General features: G+C 70.1%; 19 protein-coding genes and 1 pseudogene. 10 read left to right on the forward strand and 10 right to left on the reverse strand.

Annotated features, from left to right (window positions below; all coding sequences use genetic code 11):
• The first annotated feature begins 95 nt into the window (after positions 1-95).
• The 3 genes from AC5JOC_RS06945 to AC5JOC_RS06955 all read left to right on the forward strand — a co-directional run bounded on the left by AC5JOC_RS06945 (position 96) and on the right by AC5JOC_RS06955 (position 3,465).
• Positions 96-1,154: an aminotransferase class V-fold PLP-dependent enzyme gene (locus AC5JOC_RS06945; protein ID WP_494245886.1), complete on the forward strand. Its 1,059-nt coding sequence runs from the start codon at positions 96-98 to the stop codon at positions 1,152-1,154.
• 344 nt (positions 1,155-1,498) lie between these two features.
• Positions 1,499-2,782: an RNA 5'-3' helicase PhoH2 gene (phoH2, locus tag AC5JOC_RS06950; protein ID WP_370282231.1), complete on the forward strand. Its 1,284-nt coding sequence runs from the start codon at positions 1,499-1,501 to the stop codon at positions 2,780-2,782.
• A 161-nt stretch (positions 2,783-2,943) separates the two neighbouring features.
• Positions 2,944-3,465 (forward strand): prepilin peptidase, encoded by a 522-nt coding sequence (locus tag AC5JOC_RS06955; protein ID WP_494245888.1) that lies wholly within the window; start codon positions 2,944-2,946, stop codon positions 3,463-3,465.
• A 72-nt stretch (positions 3,466-3,537) separates the two neighbouring features.
• Here AC5JOC_RS06955 and AC5JOC_RS06960 read toward each other — a convergent pair.
• From AC5JOC_RS06960 to xseA, 5 genes and pseudogenes are all read right to left on the reverse strand, one after another.
• A pseudogene (locus AC5JOC_RS06960) lies at positions 3,538-4,898 on the reverse strand (class II fumarate hydratase).
• A gap of 107 nt (positions 4,899-5,005) precedes the next feature.
• Positions 5,006-5,647 carry a carbonic anhydrase gene (locus tag AC5JOC_RS06965; RefSeq protein WP_079705503.1) on the reverse strand — a complete coding sequence of 214 codons (642 nt, stop codon included), beginning with the start codon at positions 5,645-5,647 and terminating at the stop codon, positions 5,006-5,008.
• The gene (locus AC5JOC_RS06970) at positions 5,644-6,339 is read right to left on the reverse strand and encodes a DUF4245 domain-containing protein (protein WP_167620449.1); all 696 of its coding nucleotides are present in this window, start codon (positions 6,337-6,339) and stop codon (positions 5,644-5,646) included. The genes AC5JOC_RS06965 and AC5JOC_RS06970 overlap by 4 nt, the downstream gene beginning before the upstream one ends.
• Entirely contained in the window at positions 6,336-6,572 is a 237-nt protein-coding gene (locus AC5JOC_RS06975; RefSeq protein ID WP_064296575.1) for an exodeoxyribonuclease VII small subunit, read from the reverse strand. Before AC5JOC_RS06975 ends, AC5JOC_RS06970 begins: the two co-directional genes overlap by 4 nt.
• A gap of 9 nt (positions 6,573-6,581) precedes the next feature.
• Positions 6,582-7,841, reverse strand: coding sequence for an exodeoxyribonuclease VII large subunit (gene xseA, locus AC5JOC_RS06980; protein ID WP_274499645.1), 1,260 nt, complete (start codon positions 7,839-7,841; stop codon positions 6,582-6,584).
• A gap of 134 nt (positions 7,842-7,975) precedes the next feature.
• Between xseA and AC5JOC_RS06985 the strand changes: the two genes are divergently transcribed.
• Together AC5JOC_RS06985 and AC5JOC_RS06990 are read left to right on the forward strand one after the other, a co-directional pair.
• The gene (locus AC5JOC_RS06985; RefSeq protein ID WP_071261248.1) at positions 7,976-9,007 is read left to right on the forward strand and encodes a 4-hydroxy-3-methylbut-2-enyl diphosphate reductase; all 1,032 of its coding nucleotides are present in this window, start codon (positions 7,976-7,978) and stop codon (positions 9,005-9,007) included.
• Positions 9,004-9,612: a DUF6264 family protein gene (locus AC5JOC_RS06990; protein WP_192005251.1), complete on the forward strand. Its 609-nt coding sequence runs from the start codon at positions 9,004-9,006 to the stop codon at positions 9,610-9,612. The genes AC5JOC_RS06985 and AC5JOC_RS06990 overlap by 4 nt, the downstream gene beginning before the upstream one ends.
• A 62-nt stretch (positions 9,613-9,674) precedes the next feature.
• Here AC5JOC_RS06990 and fbaA read toward each other — a convergent pair whose 3' ends face one another.
• Positions 9,675-10,700, reverse strand: coding sequence for a class II fructose-bisphosphate aldolase (gene fbaA, locus AC5JOC_RS06995; protein ID WP_085510491.1), 1,026 nt, complete (start codon positions 10,698-10,700; stop codon positions 9,675-9,677).
• 76 nt (positions 10,701-10,776) lie between these two features.
• Here fbaA and AC5JOC_RS07000 point away from each other — a divergent pair, with 76 nt between their 5' ends.
• Both AC5JOC_RS07000 and glpX read left to right on the forward strand, forming a co-directional pair.
• A complete protein-coding gene (locus AC5JOC_RS07000; RefSeq protein ID WP_079705508.1) occupies positions 10,777-11,772 on the forward strand; it encodes a fructose-bisphosphatase class II in 996 nt (331 codons plus the stop codon).
• A 50-nt stretch (positions 11,773-11,822) separates the two neighbouring features.
• Positions 11,823-12,821 carry a class II fructose-bisphosphatase gene (gene glpX, locus AC5JOC_RS07005; protein WP_064296437.1) on the forward strand — a complete coding sequence of 333 codons (999 nt, stop codon included), beginning with the start codon at positions 11,823-11,825 and terminating at the stop codon, positions 12,819-12,821.
• A 79-nt stretch (positions 12,822-12,900) separates the two neighbouring features.
• On the opposite strand, the gene AC5JOC_RS07010 is transcribed toward glpX, so the two are convergent.
• Both AC5JOC_RS07010 and AC5JOC_RS07015 read right to left on the reverse strand, forming a co-directional pair.
• Complete coding sequence (locus AC5JOC_RS07010; RefSeq protein ID WP_494245891.1) at positions 12,901-14,280, reverse strand: DNA recombination protein RmuC; 1,380 nt, start codon at positions 14,278-14,280, stop codon at positions 12,901-12,903.
• A gap of 58 nt (positions 14,281-14,338) precedes the next feature.
• Positions 14,339-14,920 carry an exonuclease domain-containing protein gene (locus AC5JOC_RS07015; protein ID WP_064296572.1) on the reverse strand — a complete coding sequence of 194 codons (582 nt, stop codon included), beginning with the start codon at positions 14,918-14,920 and terminating at the stop codon, positions 14,339-14,341.
• A 132-nt stretch (positions 14,921-15,052) separates the two neighbouring features.
• Here AC5JOC_RS07015 and ychF point away from each other — a divergent pair, with 132 nt between their 5' ends.
• Positions 15,053-16,126: a redox-regulated ATPase YchF gene (gene ychF, locus AC5JOC_RS07020; RefSeq protein WP_085510494.1), complete on the forward strand. Its 1,074-nt coding sequence runs from the start codon at positions 15,053-15,055 to the stop codon at positions 16,124-16,126.
• A 70-nt stretch (positions 16,127-16,196) separates the two neighbouring features.
• Here ychF and AC5JOC_RS07025 read toward each other — a convergent pair whose 3' ends face one another.
• Positions 16,197-16,535 (reverse strand): hypothetical protein, encoded by a 339-nt coding sequence (locus AC5JOC_RS07025; RefSeq protein WP_494245894.1) that lies wholly within the window; start codon positions 16,533-16,535, stop codon positions 16,197-16,199.
• 143 nt (positions 16,536-16,678) lie between these two features.
• Here AC5JOC_RS07025 and AC5JOC_RS07030 point away from each other — a divergent pair, with 143 nt between their 5' ends.
• Positions 16,679-16,960, forward strand: coding sequence for a type II toxin-antitoxin system RelE/ParE family toxin (locus AC5JOC_RS07030; RefSeq protein ID WP_191940773.1), 282 nt, complete (start codon positions 16,679-16,681; stop codon positions 16,958-16,960).
• Positions 16,947-17,264 (forward strand): HigA family addiction module antitoxin, encoded by a 318-nt coding sequence (locus AC5JOC_RS07035; protein ID WP_079705513.1) that lies wholly within the window; start codon positions 16,947-16,949, stop codon positions 17,262-17,264. The genes AC5JOC_RS07030 and AC5JOC_RS07035 overlap by 14 nt, the downstream gene beginning before the upstream one ends.
• Here the strand turns inward: AC5JOC_RS07035 and AC5JOC_RS07040 are convergent.
• Complete coding sequence (locus AC5JOC_RS07040) at positions 17,236-17,874, reverse strand: hypothetical protein (protein ID WP_494245896.1); 639 nt, start codon at positions 17,872-17,874, stop codon at positions 17,236-17,238. The two genes, AC5JOC_RS07035 and AC5JOC_RS07040, sit on opposite strands and share 29 nt — an antisense overlap.
• Positions 17,875-18,036 lie beyond the last annotated feature (162 nt).

Here is an 18,036-nt window from a genome sequence, read left to right on the forward strand (position 1 = left end):
TCCGGCCTCGGAGCCGGACGAGCCGGAGACGGCGTCCCGGTTGGAGACCTTCCAAGCGGGATTCGGTGAGGTCGACGGCTATCTCAACTACGGCAGTGTCGGTCCGTTGGCGGCGTCCGTCGTCCTCGAGGCCAGCCCGCTGGAACGACGTGCTCGCGAGTGCGACCCCCGGCACGCTCGGCGCGGTCGACGTGCAGGACGAACGGATGCGGACCGCCGTCGGGACGCTCACCGGGTTCCGAGCCGACCAGGTCGTCGCCCAGCCCAACACCTCGCAGGGCCTCATGCACGCGATGTTCGGCCTGAGCGGCACGGTCCTGCTCTCCCGCCTGGAATACCCCACGCTGCCGCTCGCCGCGGAGCGGGCCGCCGAGCACCGGCACCTGCTCACGCCGAGATGGCTCGAGACGCGACGCGGGCACGTGACGGCCGAGAGCGTGCGCGAGCAGCTCGACGACGCCGTCACCGCCGTGGCCGTGAGCCTCGTCGACTACCGCACCGGCTACGTCTGCGACCTCGAAGCCGTCCGCGAGGTGATCGGCGACCGCCTCCTGATCGTCGACGCCATCCAGGGCTTCGGTGTGGTCGACGCCCCCTACGCCGTCGCCGACGTGGTCGCCTCGGGCGGGCAGAAGTGGATGCGGGCGGGCTGGGGCACCGGATTCCTCGCCCTGAGCGACCGCGCCGTCGAGCGACTCGAGCCGGTCTTCTCCGGCGTGACCGGCACCGACGAGCCCTGGCCGTTCAGCGCGACCCCGGCACCGAGCCGATCGGCGCGCGCGTACTCGATCACCAGGCCCGACCCGCTCGCGGCGGCGCGGTTCGCCGCGTCGCTGGAGGACACGGTCGCCGTCGGGACCGCGACGGTCCACGCCGCGATCGCCGAGCTCACGGCCGAGGTGATCGAGCTCGCGGACGAGTTCGGCGTCGCGGTGGTCTCCTCGCGAGACGAGCACGAACGCGCGGGCATCGTCGTCCTGGAGCCGGAGGAGTCCGTCCTCGACACGCTGTGGACCTCGCTCGAGAACCACGGCGTCACCGCGACGATCCGCGCCGGGGCCGTGCGGCTCAGCGTGCACGCCGGTACCAGCCGGCAGACGCTGGACCAGCTGCGCGGTGCGCTGCTGTCGTTCGCGACGGCCGCGAGCTACTGAGCCGCCGTCCGACCACCGGCGGGCCAGAAGACGGCCCCCATCTGTTCACCTCCCCGTAACAGGACACGGGGCGTGTCGTCGCGTCGATGTCGGCGGCCGGACGTACGTTCATCTCATCGGGCATGGAGCCCGGTCGAGACGGCCACACAAGTTCGGCTCGAAACCCTGCAGGCGGCCGTTTCGCACAGTGATCCGAGCATCAGATGCTCGGGGTGGGAGTGGTTGTGGCCTCGCGAGAAATCCAGAACACGTCAGCCGGGACCGAGACGCGGGACGCGTCGACGAGACGGAGCCGGCGACCCGCCGACCACACGGCGAGCGGGGGAGATCAGGCGCAGGCCGAGATCACCTACGTGCTCGACACCTCCGTGCTGCTGTCGGACCCCAAGGCGCTCTTCCGGTTCGCCGAGCACGCCGTCGTCATCCCGGTCGTCGTCATCAGCGAGCTCGAGGGCAAGCGCAACGACCCCGAGATCGGCTACTTCGCACGTCAGGCACTCCGCATCCTCGACGAGCTCCGCATCGAGCACGAACGCCTCGACTTCCCGATCCCCGTCGGTGACGGCGGATCCCTGCGGGTCGAACTCAACCACTCGAGCATGGCCTCGCTGCCGTCCGGTCTCCAGCTCGGCGACAACGACTCGCGCATCCTCGCGGTCGCGCTGAACCTGGCGAACGACGGCCTGACGGTCACGGTCGTGTCCAAGGACCTGCCGCTGCGCGTCAAGGCGGCCTCCATCGGTCTGCAGGCGGAGGAGTACCGGGCGGAACTCGCGGTCGACTCCGGCTGGACGGGCATGTCCGAGATCACCCTCGGCTCCGAGGACATGAGCACGCTGTGGGAGCGCGAGGAGGGGACGACGCCGATCATCGAGGACCTGCCGATCAACACGGGCCTCGTGATCCACTCGGACCGGGGATCCGCACTCGGGCGGGTCACGGGCAAGCGCAGCTACAAGCTCGTCCGCGGCGACCGCGACGTCTTCGGTCTGCACGGACGCTCGGCCGAGCAGCGGCTCGCGATCGACCTCCTGCTCGACCCCGAGATCGGGATCCTCTCGCTGGGAGGTCGAGCCGGGACGGGGAAGTCCGCGCTCGCCCTCTGCGCGGGTCTGGAGGCCGTCCTCGAGCGACAGGCGCACAAGAAGATCATGGTGTTCCGGCCGCTGTACGCGGTCGGCGGCCAGGAGCTCGGGTACCTGCCCGGCGACCAGGGCGAGAAGATGAACCCCTGGGGACAGGCGATCTTCGACACGCTCGGCGCGGTCGTCTCGCAGAACGTGCTCGACGAGGTGGTCGAACGGGGCATCCTCGAGGTGCTCCCGCTGACGCACATCCGCGGCCGGTCGCTCCACGACGCCTTCGTGATCGTCGATGAGGCGCAGTCGCTCGAGCGCAACGTCCTCCTCACGGTCCTCAGCCGGATCGGGCAGAACTCGCGGGTCGTCCTCACGCACGACGTCGCCCAGCGCGACAACCTGCGCGTCGGCCGACACGACGGCGTCGCCTCGGTGATCGAGACGCTCAAGGGGCACCCGCTGTTCGCGCACGTCACGCTGACGCGCTCGGAGCGCTCGGCCATCGCGGCTCTCGTGACCGAGATGCTCGAAGGGAACGAGCTGGCCTAGCGGCCGTCGGCGGGGCTGGCTCGCAAGGCCCGCCCCGCCGACCCCGGCCGCCTGTGGAGAACGCCGCAGGCCGGCACGAGGATCCTCCTATCCTGACGGGATGCCCTCGCGACCGACCTCCACCGGCAGGCGGCTGCCGCCCGCGTGTCGCCACCGCGGCGATGGCCGGCTCGACGCTGCTGCTCGTAGCCGTCACCGTGGCCCGGCTCGGCCCCGACCCGCGTCCGGTCGTCATCGTGCTCGTGTGGCTCGCCTGCATCACGCCGCCGCTCGTGCGCATCGACGTCGCGGAGCGGCGGCTCCCGAACCGTCTCGTGCTGCCGGCGCTCGCCATCGCGGTGCCGGTCACCGCGGTCGATGCCGCAGTGCGTCAGGTGGCCCCGCTCGAACCGCTCCTGATGGGGTTCGCGGTCGGCGCCGTCCTGTACGTGTGCGCCCTCCTCGGCGGGCTGGGCATGGGGGACGTGAAGCTCGGCGCGCTGCTCGGCCTCGCGGTCGGCTGCTTCGGGACGTCCGCGGTGCTGCTCTTCGCGGTGGTGTCGGTCTCCTCGGCCGGCCTCGCGGGTGCGGTCGTCGTGTTCCTCGCACGCTCACGTGGCGGCTCCGCCGGTTGGCGCACGCGCATCCCGTTCGGCCCGTTCCTGCTCCTCGGCTGCTGGAGCGCGATCGCCGTCTCGGCGTGACCACACGGACGGAGACGGCCCCGGAACCGCGAGGGTTCCGGGGCCGTCCGGTCGTTCGACGAGCGGGTCGACTCAGCCGGGGTGCGTCATCGAGAGGACGTCGAGCGCCGTGTCGAGCTGCTCCTCCGTGATCTCGCCGCGTTCGACGAACCCGAGGTCGACGACGGCCTCGCGGACGGTCAGACCCTTGGCGACGGAGTGCTTGGCGATCTTCGCCGCCGACTCATAGCCGATGATCTTGTTCAGCGGGGTGACGATCGAGGGCGAGGAGCCGGCGAGTGCCGCAGCGCGGTCGAGGTTGGCCTCGAGGCCGTCGACGGTCTTGTCGGCGAGGACCCGGGTCGCGTTCGACAGGAGACGGATGCTCTCGAGGAGCGCCGTGCCCATGACCGGGATCGCGACGTTGAGCTCGAAGGAGCCCGAGGCGCCGGCCCAGGCGATGGTCGCGTCGTTGCCGATGACCCGGGCGCCGACCATCAGGACGGCCTCCGGGATCACGGGGTTCACCTTGCCGGGCATGATCGAGGATCCCGGCTGGAGGTCGGGGATGTGCAGCTCGCCGAGACCGGTGTTCGGGCCGGAGCCCATCCAGCGGAGGTCGTTGCAGATCTTCGTGAGGCTCACCGCGATGACCCGGAGGGCGCCGGAGGCGTCGACGAGTCCGTCGCGCGCGCCCTGGGCCTCGAAGTGGTCCTGGTCGCCTCCGTGATCGGCAGCTCGGTCTCCTGCGCGAGCAGCTCGATGACGAGCTGGGGGAAGCCCTTCGGCGTGTTGATGCCGGTGCCCGTCGCGGTTCCGCCGAGCGGGACCTCTGCGACGCGGGGGAGTGCCGTCCGCACCCGCTCGATGCCGAGCCGCATCTGGCGGGCGTAGCCGCCGAACTCCTGCCCGAGGGTGACGGGGGTGGCGTCCATGAGGTGCGTCCGGCCGGGCTTCACCGCGGTCTTCCACAGCTCGGCCTTGCGCTCGAGCGACACGGCCAGGTGGTCGAGGGCCGGGATGAGGTCGTCGATGAGGGCGCTCGTGACCGCGATGTGCACCGAGGTCGGGAAGACGTCGTTGGAGGACTGCGAGGCGTTGACGTGGTCGTTGGGGTGCACCGGGCTGCCGAGGCGCGCGCTCGCGAGCGTCGCCAGGACCTCGTTCATGTTCATGTTCGACGAGGTGCCGCTGCCGGTCTGGTAGGTGTCGACCGGGAACTGCGCGTCGTGCGCGCCGGTGATGACCTCGTCGGCCGCTGCGGCGATCGCGTCGGCGACACCCTGGTCGAGGACGCCGAGCTTGGCGTTGGCGAGTGCCGCGGACTTCTTGATCCGGGCCAGCGAGGCGATCTGCGCCGACTCGAGTCCGCTGCCCGAGATCGGGAAGTTCTCGACGGCCCGCTGCGTCTGGGCGCCGTAGAGCGCGTTCGCGGGGACCCGCACCTCACCCATGGTGTCGTGTTCGATGCGGTACTCGGTTGCTGAGGTGTCTACCACGCTGTTCGTTCTCCTTCGTGCGATTGCGATGGTGGGTGCTGCGCCGGACGGCGAGCGGATGGTTATTCGGGGACCGTGACGTCGCCGATGACGATGTCGGCCATGGCGGTCCCCTCGAGGAGCTTGTAGTTCGCGCCGATGATGGCCACCGTGCCGGCGGCGACCGCGTCGCTGATGAGCTCGGACCTCGAGACGACCTCCATGACGGTACGCCGCAGGTGGCGGCGACCGACCTCCGAGGAGTCCACCGCGGCCGCGTCGATCGGGGCAGGTCCGGCGACGGCGCTCACCGCGGGGACGATCTGCTGGATGAGCCGGTCGATGTACGGCGGGAGCGGGACGGCGTCCTCCGCCTGCGAGTCGATCGCCGCGCGGACGGCACCGCACTCGTCGTGCGCGAGCACGAGGATGAGCGGGACCTGCAGGACGCCGACGGCGTACTCCAGGGTGCCGAGCACCGAGTCGGAGACGATCTGGCCGGCGTTGCGGACGACGAAGAGGTCGCCGAGTCCCTTGTCGAAGATGATCTCGGCCGCGAGACGGGAGTCGGAGCAGCCGAAGATGACCGCCTCCGGGGCCTGGGAGTGCGCGAGCGTGGCGCGGCGTTCGACGTCCTGCCGGGGGTGTGCGGGCTGACCGGCGACGAACCGCGCGTTACCGCGCTGCATCTCGCGCCAGACGGCACCGGGGCGCTTCTGGGTCATTCTGAGTCCGTTTCTGCGGGGGCGCCCGACGGGGCGTCGAGGTTGGCGGTGACCCCGGTGCGCACGGAGCGTGCGACATCGAGGACGTACTCGGGCTTCGCCGTGCCGAACACGGCGATCGTGCTCCGACCGGCGACGGTCGACAGGGCGTACGCGACGTTGCCGTCGTCGGAGCCGCTGCCGTTCGCGTATTCGACCCACTCGACGCCGTCGATGGTGACGGTTCCGGTGGGCCGGGCTTCGTCGAGCTCGGCGAGGAGCCAGGTGTCGTTGGCGTCCACGCCTTGGACGAGGCCGACGAACTCGTCGTCGGGGGAGATGAGTCCGACGTTCCATGAGCGGATGTCGGGTGTGCCGGCGACCGGTGAGGCTGCGGTGCGGACGTCGGCGTAGTTGCTGCCCCAGTCGTCGCCGAGCTCGGGGGTGAGGAGTGGGACGGGGAGGTCGGGCTGCGCCTGACCGGCGAGCTGCGCGTAGTCGACGGTCGGGCGTTCCGGGGCCTCACCTCGGGGCACGGCCAGCACGATCACGACCACGAGGCCGACCGTGGCCAGGAGCGACAGGACGAGGTTGTTGACGGTCTTGCGCGAGCGGTACAGGCGGGAGTTCTCCGCCTTGCGGTCGGCGGTCTCCTGCGGCGTCTCGGGGCGGCCGAGCTCGGCCACGACGCGCGGCGGCTTGGTGTCCTTCACCGCGATGCGTCCGGAGTGCCGGATCCGAGCTGGGCGGCGCGAGCCGCGTCCAGCCGTGCCTTCGCGCCGATCAGCCACTCCTCGCAGCGCTGGGCGAGCTGTTCGCCGCGCTCCCAGAGCCGGAGGGAGTCCTCGAGCGACGCCGAGCCCTGCTCCAGCTCGGACACGACACGCACGAGCTCGTCGCGTGCCTGCTCATAGCTGAGCTCCTGGACATCGGAGGGGGTTGGCATGCTTCTATCCTATTCGTCGTCGGTCCGGGCGGCAGCCGTGGCCGGGCCGGTACTGGAGGCGCCGATCGCGCCGGAGGCGAGGGTGACCAGGAGCTCCGTCCCGGCGGGGGCGTCGCCCTCCGCGCGGATGACCGCGCCGCCCGGGACACCGGCCTCCGGGTCCGCTCGCTGGACGATGGCGTAGCCGCGGTCGAGCGTGCGCTGCGGCGACAGGGCGCGGAGGTGCGAGCGGAGCTCCGTCACCTCGCGCTGGGAGCGCTCGACGGCGCGGTCGATGAGCTCGGCACCCCTGGCGACCGTGCGGGTCAGCTCGTCCGCCCGCGAGTCGACGATCCAGGACGGGTCGGCGAGCGCGGGACGGGTGCGGAGCGTCGCGAGCCGGTCGATCTCGTGACCGAGCAACGAGGTCACCCGGGAGGACAACCGGACGCGGGCCTGCTGCACGCGAGCGAACTCCTCCGCGACGTCGGGGACGACCCGCTTGGCGGCGTCGGTCGGTGTGGAGGCGCGGAGGTCGGCGACGTCGTCGAGCAGTGGGCGGTCCGCCTCGTGGCCGATGGCGCTCACGAGGGGCGTGGTGCAGGCGGCCGCGGCTCGGACCACGCGTTCGTCGCTGAACCCGAGGAGGTTCTGGAAGTCGCCGCCGCCACGCGCGACGATGATGACGTCGACCTCGGGGTCGGCGTCGAGCGTCTGGAGAGCGCTCACGACGTCGCCGGGGGTGCGGTCGCCCTGGACGGCTGCGTGGACGACGCGGAACCGGACCGACGGCCAGCGCAGCTCCGCGTTGCGCAGGACGTCCTTCTCGGCGTCGGAGTCCTTGCCGGTGACCAGCCCGATGCACTGCGGAAGGAACGGGAGCGGCCGCTTGCGCGACGCGTCGAAGAGCCCCTCGTCGGCGAGCTGCCGACGGAGTCGTTCGAGTCGCTCGAGGAGGTCGCCGATGCCGACGTGCTTCATCGCCATGACCTGCATGGTGAGCGTGCCGCCCTTGAGCCAGTAGTTCGGCTTGACCAACGCGATCACGTGGTCGCCCTGCTTGAGGTCGGCGGGGATCTTCGCGCGGACGGACGACCAGATGGTGAACCCGACCGTCGCATCGATCTCGAGGTCTTTGAGCTTGCCGTAGACGTTGCCGCCCGAGGCGCCCCACTGCGTGATCTCGCCCTCGACCCAGACCGTGCCGAGGCGGTCGATGTAGTCGCGGAGCTTCGTGCCGAGGAGCGCGACCGGCCAGGGGGCTTCCATGGTGGCCGGTGCATCGCTCATCCCTCAAGCCTAGCCGCGAGCACCGACGGCGCGGGGTCGCGGACCACCCGACCGTTCACGGCCGACTCCCGAGCGCTGCCGCGTAGAATCCACACGTGACCGATCTCCGCGACGCCCCAGCCATCGGCCTCGGCATGCCGAGGCTCCGACGCATCGCCGGACGCCTCGCAGACCTCCCCGTCGCCGGCGAGAAGCGCGTCCTGCTCGCCGCCCCTCGTGGTTACTGCGCCGGCGTGGACCGCGCGGTCGTCGCCGTCGAGAAGGCGCTCGAGCACTATGGCGCGCCGGTGTACGTCCGGAAGCAGATCGTCCACAACGTGCACGTCGTCGATCAGCTCGAGGCCCAGGGCGCGGTGTTCGTGGAGGAGGTCGACGAGGTGCCGTCCGGCGCGCACATCGTCTTCAGTGCGCATGGCGTCTCGCCAGCCGTGGTCGATGCCGCCGCCGACCGTGGGCTGCTCGCGATCGACGCCACCTGCCCGCTCGTCACCAAGGTGCACCGCGAGGCCGTGCGCTTCGCCCGCGACGACTACGAGATCCTGCTCATCGGACACGAGGGGCACGAGGAGGTCGAGGGGACGGCCGGTGAAGCGCCCGACCACGTCACGCTCGTGACGAGCCCGGAAGCCGTCGACGACCTCGTCGTCGCCGACCCCGACAAAGTCGTGTGGCTCTCGCAGACCACGCTGTCGGTGGACGAGACCATGGAGACGGTCCGCCGCCTGCGCGAGCGGTTCCCGAAGCTCCAGGATCCGCCGAGCGACGACATCTGCTACGCGACCCAGAACCGTCAGGTCGCCATCAAGAAGGTGGCCCAGGACGCTGACCTCGTGATCGTGGTCGGGTCGGCGAACTCCTCGAACTCGGTGCGCCTCGTGGAGGTCGCCCTCGAGTACGGCGCGAAGGCCGCCTACCGCGTCGACTACGCGCACGAGATCCAGCAGGCCTGGCTCGACGGCGTCGTCACGGTCGGTGTCACCAGCGGCGCCTCCGTGCCGGAGGTCCTCGTCGACGAGGTCCTCGAAGAACTCTCCGGAGCCGGCTACGGCGCGGTGCAGGAAGTCAAGACGGCCGAGGAGGACCTCATGTTCTCCCTGCCGAAGGAGCTGCGCAAAGACCTTGCCGGCACGACCGATCCGCGCGCCCTGGGAGGGCGTCGACCATGAGCGAATCCCGCCCCCGTCCGCAGTTCGGTGAGTACGCGTCCCCCGAGGAGCAGCGTGCCCGGATCGCCGAGCCCATCGACGAACAGCGGGCGGAGGAGCTCGGCATCGCGCCGGTCGTCCCCGTCGAACGGCAACCGCGGCAGCAGCAGGAGCCGACCCTCCGCGAGCAGACGCGTGAGCAGGCGCATGAGCCTGGGGTGGTGCAGCCGGGCGCTCCGACCGTGGCCGCCCGACGACCCGTCGCCGGAGACCGGATCGCGACGTCGATCCTGCTCGGACTCGGCCTCGTCGGCCTGATCGTGACCATGCCGGGTCTGCTCGACCTCCCCGGCCTGATCCGCCCTGCACTCGTGCAGATGGGTGTCTCGGGGTACTCCTCGGACGGTCTCGCGAGCGCCATGGGCATCCTGGCGCTCGGTCTCCAGATCGCCCTGTGGGTGGGCGCCATCATCCTGTCGAGCCGGTCCCTCCGCGCGGGTCGACTGACCTTCTGGATCCCGCTCGTCGCCGGTGTCGCAGCGAACCTGGTCGTGGTGATCTGTCTCGCCGTGGCCATGGGTGCCGACCCGGCGTTCATGGAGTACGTCCGCTCGCAGCAGCCGTAGTCGTCCACACACGAAGAACGGGCCCGGCAGCGATGCCGGGCCCGTTCTGTTGGTGCAGGTGACTAGGAGGTGCTGGTGCCGTACGAGCCGAGCTGCTTCGTCGACTCCAGGACGCGAGCGGCCATCGCCGACTCGGCGACCTTGCCCCAGGCGCGCGGGTCGTACACCTTCTTGTTGCCGACCTCGCCGTCGAGCTTCAGCACACCCTCGTAGTTCGAGAGCATGTAGCCGGCGATCGAGCGGGTGAACGCGTACTGCGTGTCGGTGTCGATGTTCATCTTGACGACACCGTTCGCGACGGCCTCGGCGATCTCGGCGTCGGTGGAACCCGACCCGCCGTGGAAGACGAGGTCGAGCGGCTTGGGGCCGTGGCCGTACTTGGCGGTGAGGCCGTCCTGGATGGTCTTCAGCAGCTCGGGCTGGAGCTTGACGTTGCCGGGCTTGTAGACGCCGTGCACGTTGCCGAAGGTGAGGGCGGCCATGTAGCGACCCTGCTCGCCGAGGCCGAGCGCCTCGACGGTCGCGATGGCGTCGTCGAGCGTGGTGTACAGGTGCTCGTTGATGTCGTGGCTGACGCCGTCCTCTTCGCCGCCGACGACGCCGATCTCGACCTCGAGGATGGCGTTGATGGCCTTGGTGCGCTTCAGCATCTCGGTCGCGATCTCGAGGTTCTCCGTGAGCGGGACCGCCGAGCCGTCCCACATGTGGGACTGGAAGATCGGGTTGCGACCGGCCTTCACCTCTTCTTCGGAGGCGGCGATGAGCGGCATGACGAAGCCGTCGAGCGCGTCCTTCGGGCAGTGGTCGGTGTGGAGCGCGACGGTGACGGGGTAGTTCTTGGCGACCTCGGTCGCGAACTTCGCGAAGGCGATCGCGCCGGCGGCACGGTTCTTCACGGTGTGGCCGGCGAAGTAGTCGGCGCCGCCCGTGGTGACCTGGATGATGCCGTCGGAACCGGCCTCGGTGAGGCCCTGGAGGACGGAGTTGATGGTCTGGCTGCTCGAGACGTTGAACGCCGGGTACGCGAACCCGTTCGACTTCGCCTTGTCGAGCATCGCTGCGTACTGTTCCGGGGTGGCGACGGGCATGTCTTCTCCTTGCGTGGGGACGATTCGCCTTGAAGTCTAGTGACTCGGGCTCCGAGGCATACGGCACGATGGGGACATGATCGAGCGCACTCCGGACACCGACCTCCTCGACGGCTTCCTCGACGCCACGAGGGCCGCGGCTGCCGCCGTCGCGGGTCTCGTCGGAGGTGGAGACGGCATGCGCATCGACGGGGTCGCCGTCGATGCGCTCCGCCGAGCGCTCGAATCGCTCCCGGTCGACGGGCGCGTCGTCGTGGGGGAGGGCGAGAAGGACCAGGCGCCCATGCTCTTCGTCGGGGAACGTTTCGGCACGGGAGCGGGGCCGGCGATCGACCTCGCCGTCGACCCCGTGGACGGCACGAAGCTCGCTGCCTCCGGGAAGCCGGACTCCGTCGCCGTGATCGCCATCGCCCCGCGCGGTGCGATGTTCGACATCGGCCCGGCGTACTACCTCGAGAAGCTCGTCGCCGCCGGCGGGGGACGCGAGTTGTCGCTGGCCGACCCGATCGCGGTGACCCTCGACCGGCTCGCGGCCCGGCTGGGGCGGCCGGTCGAGCAGCTGCGGGTCGCGGTCCAGGACCGTCCGCGGAACGCGGCGACCGCCCAGGCCGTGACCGCCGCCGGTGCCGAGCTCGTGAGCTTCATGGACGGCGACGTCGCCCTGTCCCTGCGGGCCGCGGCCGCCGACGGCGACCTCGATCTGCTCCTCGGTGTGGGAGGAGCCCCCGAGGGCATCCTCACGGCTGCCGCGGTCCGGGCCCTCGGTGGTTGGATGACAGCGCGCTTCGCACCGCAGTCGCCGGAGGAACGTGCGCGGCTCGTCGAGGCCGGGACCGATCTCGATCGCGAGGTCCCGCTCGACGAACTCTGCCGCGATGACGCCTGGCTGCTGCTCAGCGCCGTCACGTCGACCGCGCTCGCCGCCGGAGCCGAACTCGCCGGAGTCCGGGTCGAAGCGGACGGCGGTGTCATGGTCGAGTCCGTCGTCGTCGGTCCCGGAAGCCCGCTGACGAGGTCACGGAAGCGCCTCGATCGAGACGCACCCAGCGGCCTTCCCAGCCCGGTTCGATAGGCTGAAACCCTCATCCACCGAAGCGTCGTGTCCCACGAGGCGAGCGATCCATGGAGGATCCAGTGACCCAGCCTGAAACCGGCTCCCACTATCTGCAGCCCGACCGCAACCTCGCCATGGAGCTCGTGAGAGCGACGGAGGCCGCCGCGATCCGGGCGGCGCCGTTCATCGGGCGAGGCGACAAGAACGCCGCCGACGGCGCAGCGGTCGACGCCATGCGCGCCTTCCTCGGCACCGTCAACTTCGACGGCGTGGTCGTCATCGGCGAGGGCGAGAAGGATGAAGCGCCCATGCTGTTCAACGGCGAGCACGTCGGCAACGGCCGCGGCCCGTCCTGCGACATCGCCGTCGACCCGATCGACGGCACGAGCCTCACCGCCGCCGGCCGCCAGAACGCCCTCTCCGTCATCGCCGTGTCCGACCGCGGCAGCATGTTCGACCCGTCCGCGGTGTTCTACATGGACAAGATCGTCACCGGCGCCGACGGCATCGGTGTCGTCGACATCAGCCAGTCCATCGGCGACAACATCCGCGAGCTCGCGAAGGCCAAGGGCAAGCAGCCCGAGGACATCCGCGTCGCCGTCCTCGACCGACCGCGCCACGCGCAGCTCATCGAGGAGATCCGCGCGGCGGGTGCCGGGACGCGTCTGCTGCTCGACGGCGACGTCGCGGGTGGCATCAACGCCGCGCGCTACGACTCGCGGATCGACATGTGCGTCGGCATCGGCGGCACGCCTGAGGGCATCATCACCGCGTGTGCGGTGAAGGCGCTCGGCGGGCTCATCCAGGGCAAGCTCATGCCGAAGGACGACGCCGAGCGCGAGCGTGCGCTCGCGGCCGGTCACGACCTCGACCGCGTCCTCGGCGCGAACGACCTCGTCCGAGGCGACAACACGTACTTCGTCGCGACGGGCGTCACCCACGGTGAACTCGTCGACGGTGTGCAGCGCAAGGGGCCGATCATCCGCACCGAGAGCCTCGTGCTGCGGTCGCGTTCCGGCACCATCCGTCGCGTCGAGGCGGACCACCTCGCTGCGAAGTGGCTGTAGCCGTTCCTCCAGCAGAGCGAAGCGCCCGGTTCCACCTCACGGTGGTGCCGGGCGCTTCGTCGTGCGGTGCTCGTGCCGGTCAGTCCTGCAGCCGGTGCGCGAGTCGCGCCTCGAGCTCGCTCGGCTCGCTATCGGACGGCTCCGGCGAGGGCTGCGCCTCCGGTGCGGTGAGGCGCTTCGGTGAGGCGTCGCTCTGGCTCACCTGACCGATGACCGTCGCCTCGTCGAGGGCGTCGAGCTTGCGCGCCGTGACGAGCACGCGGGTCTCGAACGACGAGGCGAACTGGTTGTAGTTGGTGACCGTGCTCTCGATGGACCGGCGCAGGCGGTCGGCGTGGTCCGACAGCGTCGAGAGCCGCTGGTAGAGCTCCTTGCCGAGGTCGAACAGTCGCTTCGCGTCCTCGGTGAGGACGTCCTGCTGCCAGGTGAACGCGACCGTCTTGAGGACCGCCCACAGGTTGACGGGGGAGGCGAGGGCGACCCGTTTGCCGAAGGCGTAGTCGAGCAGGCTCGCGTCGGCCTCGAGTGCTGCGGCGAGGAGCGACTCGCTCGGGATGAAGCAGATCACGAACTCCGGGCTCGACTCGAGGCCGCGCCAGTACCCCTTCGCCGCGAGGGCGTCGACGTGCGACCGCACGGCCTTCACGTGCTGCGCGAGGAGGGCGGTGCGTCGTGCGGCCTCCTCGCCCGTCGCCGTGACGGGGATGGTGCTGGCTTCGAGGTACTGCGCGAACGGCACCTTCGCGTCGACCGCGATCGACTTGCCGCCGGGGAGTCGCACGACCATGTCGGGTCGGCCGATGCCGTTGTCGGACGTGATGCTCGACTGCAGGTCGAAGTCGACGCGCTGCGTGAGGCCCGCGGCTTCCACGACGTTGCGGAGCTGGGTCTCGCCCCAGACGCCGCGGGTGGCGTTGTTCCGGAGCGCCGAGGCGAGCGACTCCGTCGTGGACCGCAGGCGTTCCTCGGACTCCGAAGCCGTCTTCAGTTGTTGGGCGAGCTCACCGTGCTGGCGGCTGCGCTGCTGCTCGAGTTCCGCGACCTTCGCCTGCATGTGCTCGAGGCTGTGCTGCACGGGCGCGAGGGCCTGCAGGACCTGGCTCTCCTCGTGTTCCTGGCGCGATCGTCGTTCGGCGTCGGCGCGGTGGCGTTCGGCGAGCTCGCGGTACTGCTCGCGCTGGGCGTTCAGCTCGCGTCCGAGCCCGTCGGCCGTGGCGTCGAGTGCGGCGAGTTCGGCGCGCAGCGCGGCGCGGAGTTCCGCCTCCCGTGCGGACGCGTCGGCGAGGAGTTGCGCCTGCTGGCCGCGGAGGTCGGCGAGCTGGGCGGTGTGCCTGGCCTCGAGCAGCGCCGGGTCGACCGAACCCGCGCCGGTGCGCCGCTGCAGCAGGAGGACCGCCACGGCTGCGCCGATGACGAGTCCGATGAGGAGGCCGATCCCGAGGGCGAGTGCGCTGTCCATGCCCTCAGTGTGTCGCGGGCCGCCGACATCGCTCGGAGGCCGCGCGGCGACCGCGCGCTCAGGCGGCGACGGCTGTCCCGATCCGGCCGATCTTCACGCTCGTGAGCTGCGCGAGTTCGGCGATCGAGGAAGCTCCATGGCGGGCGGCGGCGTGGATGATGATGTGCGCGGAGGCCTCGGCGTCGCCGGTGGCGTCGTGGTGCTGGAAGTCGTCGAACCCGGCGGCGAGGGCCGCCACGGGGAGCCGGTAGGAGTCGAGCTGATACGTCTTGCGGGCGACGTTGAGGCTGCACAGGTAGCTGAGGTCGGGGCAGTCGAGGCCGGTGGCGGCGCAGCCACCGCGGATGACGCCCATGTCGAAGCCGGCGTTGTGGGCGACGAGGGCGTCACCCTGGGCGAAGTCGAGGAGGGTGTCGAGCTGGTCCGCCCAACCCGGCGCACCGAGGACGTCGGTCGCGACGATCCCGTGGATGCGGGTGTTCCACTCGAGGAACGCGTCGTGTCCGGCAGGGGGCTGGATGAGCCAGCCCGCGCGGTCGACGACGATGCCGTCGCGGACCCTGACGAGGCCCACGCTGCAGGCGGAGGCGGATGACGAGTTCGCGGTCTCGAAGTCGATGGCGGTGAAATCCAGTGGCACGTCCTCACCCTCGCACCAGCGTCCGACACCGCTCGGGTGGCACGCCGCATGCCGCTCGATCGACGGTGCCGATCCGTGCCCGGAGCGGAGGCGCGACCCACGGGGACGCGCGGCCAAGTACGATAGACCCTCGTGGCTCTTACTCTCGGCATCGTCGGCCTGCCCAACGTCGGCAAGTCCACCCTGTTCAACGCGCTCACGCGCAACAACGTGCTCGCAGCGAACTATCCGTTCGCGACGATCGAGCCGAACGTCGGCGTGGTCGAACTGCCCGACGCCCGGCTCGGCAAGCTCGCGGAGATCTTCGGCAGCGAGCGCATCCTGCCCGCCGCGGTGTCCTTCGTCGACATCGCCGGCATCGTCAAGGGCGCGAGCGAGGGGGAGGGGCTCGGCAACAAGTTCCTCGCGAACATCCGTGAGGCCGACGCCATCGCGCAGGTCGTCCGCGGCTTCGCCGACCCCGACGTCGTGCACGTCGACGGCGACGTGAACCCGGCGTCCGACATGGAGACCATCAACACCGAGCTCATCCTCGCCGACCTCGAGACGCTCGAGAAGGCGATCACCCGGTTCGAGAAGGAGGTCAAGGGCAAGAAGCTCGACCCCTCCGTCCTCACGGCGGCGAAGGAGGCGCAGGACGCGCTGAACGCCGGCACCCCGCTCTCGGCGACGAAGATCGACCTCGCGCCCATCAAGGAACTCGGTCTCCTCACGGCCAAGCCGTTCATCTACGTCTTCAACGTCGACGAGGACGTCCTCCAGGACCAGGCGAAGCTCGACGAGCTGGCCGCCCTCGTGGCACCGGCGAAGGCCGTCTTCCTCGACGCCAAGCTCGAGTCGGAGCTCGTCGACCTCGACGAGGACGACGCCCGCGAGATGCTCGAGTCGACCGGCCAGACCGAGTCCGGCCTCGACCAGCTCGCACGCATCGGCTTCGCGACGCTCGGCCTGCAGACCTACCTCACGGCGGGCCCGAAGGAGTCGCGTGCGTGGACGATCCCGCAGGGTGCCAAGGCGCCCCAGGCGGCCGGCGTCATCCACACGGACTTCGAGAAGGGCTTCATCAAGGCCGAGGTCATCTCGTTCGACGACCTCGTCGAGACCGGCTCCGTCGCCGAGGCCCGCTCCAAGGGCAAGGCCCGCATGGAGGGCAAGGACTACGTCATGCAGGACGGCGACGTCGTGGAGTTCCGCTTCAACGTCTAGCCCGTCGAAAGCGCACGTCGCGTCGTCGACCAGCCCCCACGTCGACGGAATGAGCGCTCTCGGTGGTGGTCTACCGCTTCCGCCGCTGTTCCGCGATCCACGTGTGATCGGCGATCGCCGCTGAGACGGCTTCGCGATACTGCGTGCCGTCTGCGCTGCGGTACAGATCCCTGCTGAAGAACTGCGATGCAGGTCGGTAAGGCGCACTGTTGTGGACACGTCTGGCGAGGTCGGACAGGACATCGTGGTCGCCCGCGAGGTAGGCGGCGAGCTCGGTGTCGTTCAACCGGATGAGCGCGGAATCGTCGATGAGAGCGCTGTAGCTGTACCTCGCGTCGAGGTAGAGCGAACCCTCCTGCTCGACGAGGAACCACATTCCCGGTTCATGGTCGACGTAGCGCATGTCCATGCCTCGATTCTCCCGGAGGTCCGGAGGTCCGGAGGTCCGGAGGTCCGGAGGTTCGGGTAGGGGTGTTCCTACCATGAACCGGTTCATCGCAAGGAGTGTGTAACGACTCGCGTTATTAACGAGGTGCGTTATACCCTGCTACGATGATCAGGTCGTTCGGCAACCGGGATACCGAGCGATTGTGGCGTCGGGAACGAGTGCGGTCGATCGATCCTCGGATCCATCGGGTTGCGCTCCGGAAGCTTCGCCAGGTGGGTGCCGCAGAGATGCTCGACGATCTTCGGATCCCACCGGGCAACCGACTCGAGCCGCTCAAGGGCGATCGTGTCGGGCAGCACAGCATCAGGATCAATGACCAGTGGAGAATCTGTTTCGTGTGGACGGACACAGGGCCAGAGGAGGTGGAGATCGTTGACTATCACTGACTCGAGCGGCAAGCTCGCACCGATCCACCCCGGTGAAGTCCTGATGGAGGACTTCATCGAGGGGTTCGGCATCACTCAGAACAAGCTGGCGGTGTCCATCGGAGTCGCGCCACGTCGCATCAATGAGATCGTCCACGGCAAGCGGTCCATCACGGCAGACACCGCGCTCCGGCTTGCGAAGTACTTCGGCACTTCGGCGCAGTTCTGGCTCAACCTGCAGATGCGGTACGAGCTCGACCTCGCTGAGGATCGGCTTTCGCAACAGATCGCGGCGATCACGCCACTGAAGCCTGCTGCCGCGTAGCGTCATACTTCCACGCCGAGAGTGCGCGTTCTGTCGCCTGCGTACGGGTTTCGGGACAGAACGCGCACTCCGGGTCGAGGCGATCGACCGTCACCACCACCGTCTGGCGCGAGGGACCAGGCCCGCGAGGGCTGCGAGCCCGGCGAACGCGCTGACCACCCCGAGGAAGCCCACGAGGGGTGTCGCGGAGCGGGCCGATGACGAGCAGGGCGCCGAGGCCGAGCGCTGCCACGCCGAACCCGGTGCGCCAGCGTCGCCCGGCCTTCGCCGATGGGCGGCGGCCGGGCAGGTCGGAGGGTCGCGGGCGCGCGCGGCGCCGTGCGCTCAGCGGCGGTCCGCCGTCGTCTGGCCCGTCGACGGCACGCCCGAACCCGTCGACCCACGGACCGGCACCGACCTCGGGGCAGCGGTCGTGGACGTTCGTGTCGCGGGTCGAGGCATCCGCCGGGTGGGCAGGCATGGCTGCGGCGAGATCCACGTCGAACCGGACGGAACCGTCCGGCAGGAGGGCGTCGTAGCCGACGAACCGCAGCGGCCGTCGGCGCCATCTCGACGTGCCACGGAACGCCGTCGCGCGGACGGCGACGGGACGGTCGGGCGATTCGCGCATGGATCGATGGTGGCACATCGGGTCTCCGTGGTTCAGCACCCTGATGCTTCCGACGTCCCTGCCGCCAGCGGGGTCGTGCTCCGGCGGTACGCTCGATGAGGCGCCACCCGAACGGGCGCCTGGGGGAGGCCACGGGTGACGATCGATCTGGCGAGCATGCTG

The organism is Plantibacter sp., assembly GCF_059073635.1.

Excerpts from the sequence above, each read along its gene's own strand:
- AC5JOC_RS06955 (WP_494245888.1), top strand. The coding sequence starts at position 2,944 with ATGGCCGGCTCGACGCTGCTGCTCGTAGCCGTCACCGTGGCCCGGCTC.
- AC5JOC_RS06965 (WP_079705503.1), bottom strand. The coding sequence starts at position 5,647 with ATGACCCAGAAGCGCCCCGGTGCCGTCTGGCGCGAGATGCAGCGCGGT.
- AC5JOC_RS06975 (WP_064296575.1), bottom strand. The coding sequence starts at position 6,572 with ATGCCAACCCCCTCCGATGTCCAGGAGCTCAGCTATGAGCAGGCACGC.
- xseA (WP_274499645.1), bottom strand. The coding sequence starts at position 7,841 with ATGAGCGATGCACCGGCCACCATGGAAGCCCCCTGGCCGGTCGCGCTC.
- AC5JOC_RS06985 (WP_071261248.1), top strand. The coding sequence starts at position 7,976 with ATGCCGAGGCTCCGACGCATCGCCGGACGCCTCGCAGACCTCCCCGTC.
- AC5JOC_RS06990 (WP_192005251.1), top strand. The coding sequence starts at position 9,004 with ATGAGCGAATCCCGCCCCCGTCCGCAGTTCGGTGAGTACGCGTCCCCC.
- fbaA (WP_085510491.1), bottom strand. The coding sequence starts at position 10,700 with ATGCCCGTCGCCACCCCGGAACAGTACGCAGCGATGCTCGACAAGGCG.
- AC5JOC_RS07000 (WP_079705508.1), top strand. The coding sequence starts at position 10,777 with ATGATCGAGCGCACTCCGGACACCGACCTCCTCGACGGCTTCCTCGAC.
- glpX (WP_064296437.1), top strand. The coding sequence starts at position 11,823 with ATGGAGGATCCAGTGACCCAGCCTGAAACCGGCTCCCACTATCTGCAG.
- AC5JOC_RS07010 (WP_494245891.1), bottom strand. The coding sequence starts at position 14,280 with ATGGACAGCGCACTCGCCCTCGGGATCGGCCTCCTCATCGGACTCGTC.
- AC5JOC_RS07025 (WP_494245894.1), bottom strand. The coding sequence starts at position 16,535 with ATGGACATGCGCTACGTCGACCATGAACCGGGAATGTGGTTCCTCGTC.
- AC5JOC_RS07030 (WP_191940773.1), top strand. The coding sequence starts at position 16,679 with ATGATCAGGTCGTTCGGCAACCGGGATACCGAGCGATTGTGGCGTCGG.
- AC5JOC_RS07040 (WP_494245896.1), bottom strand. The coding sequence starts at position 17,874 with ATGCGCGAATCGCCCGACCGTCCCGTCGCCGTCCGCGCGACGGCGTTC.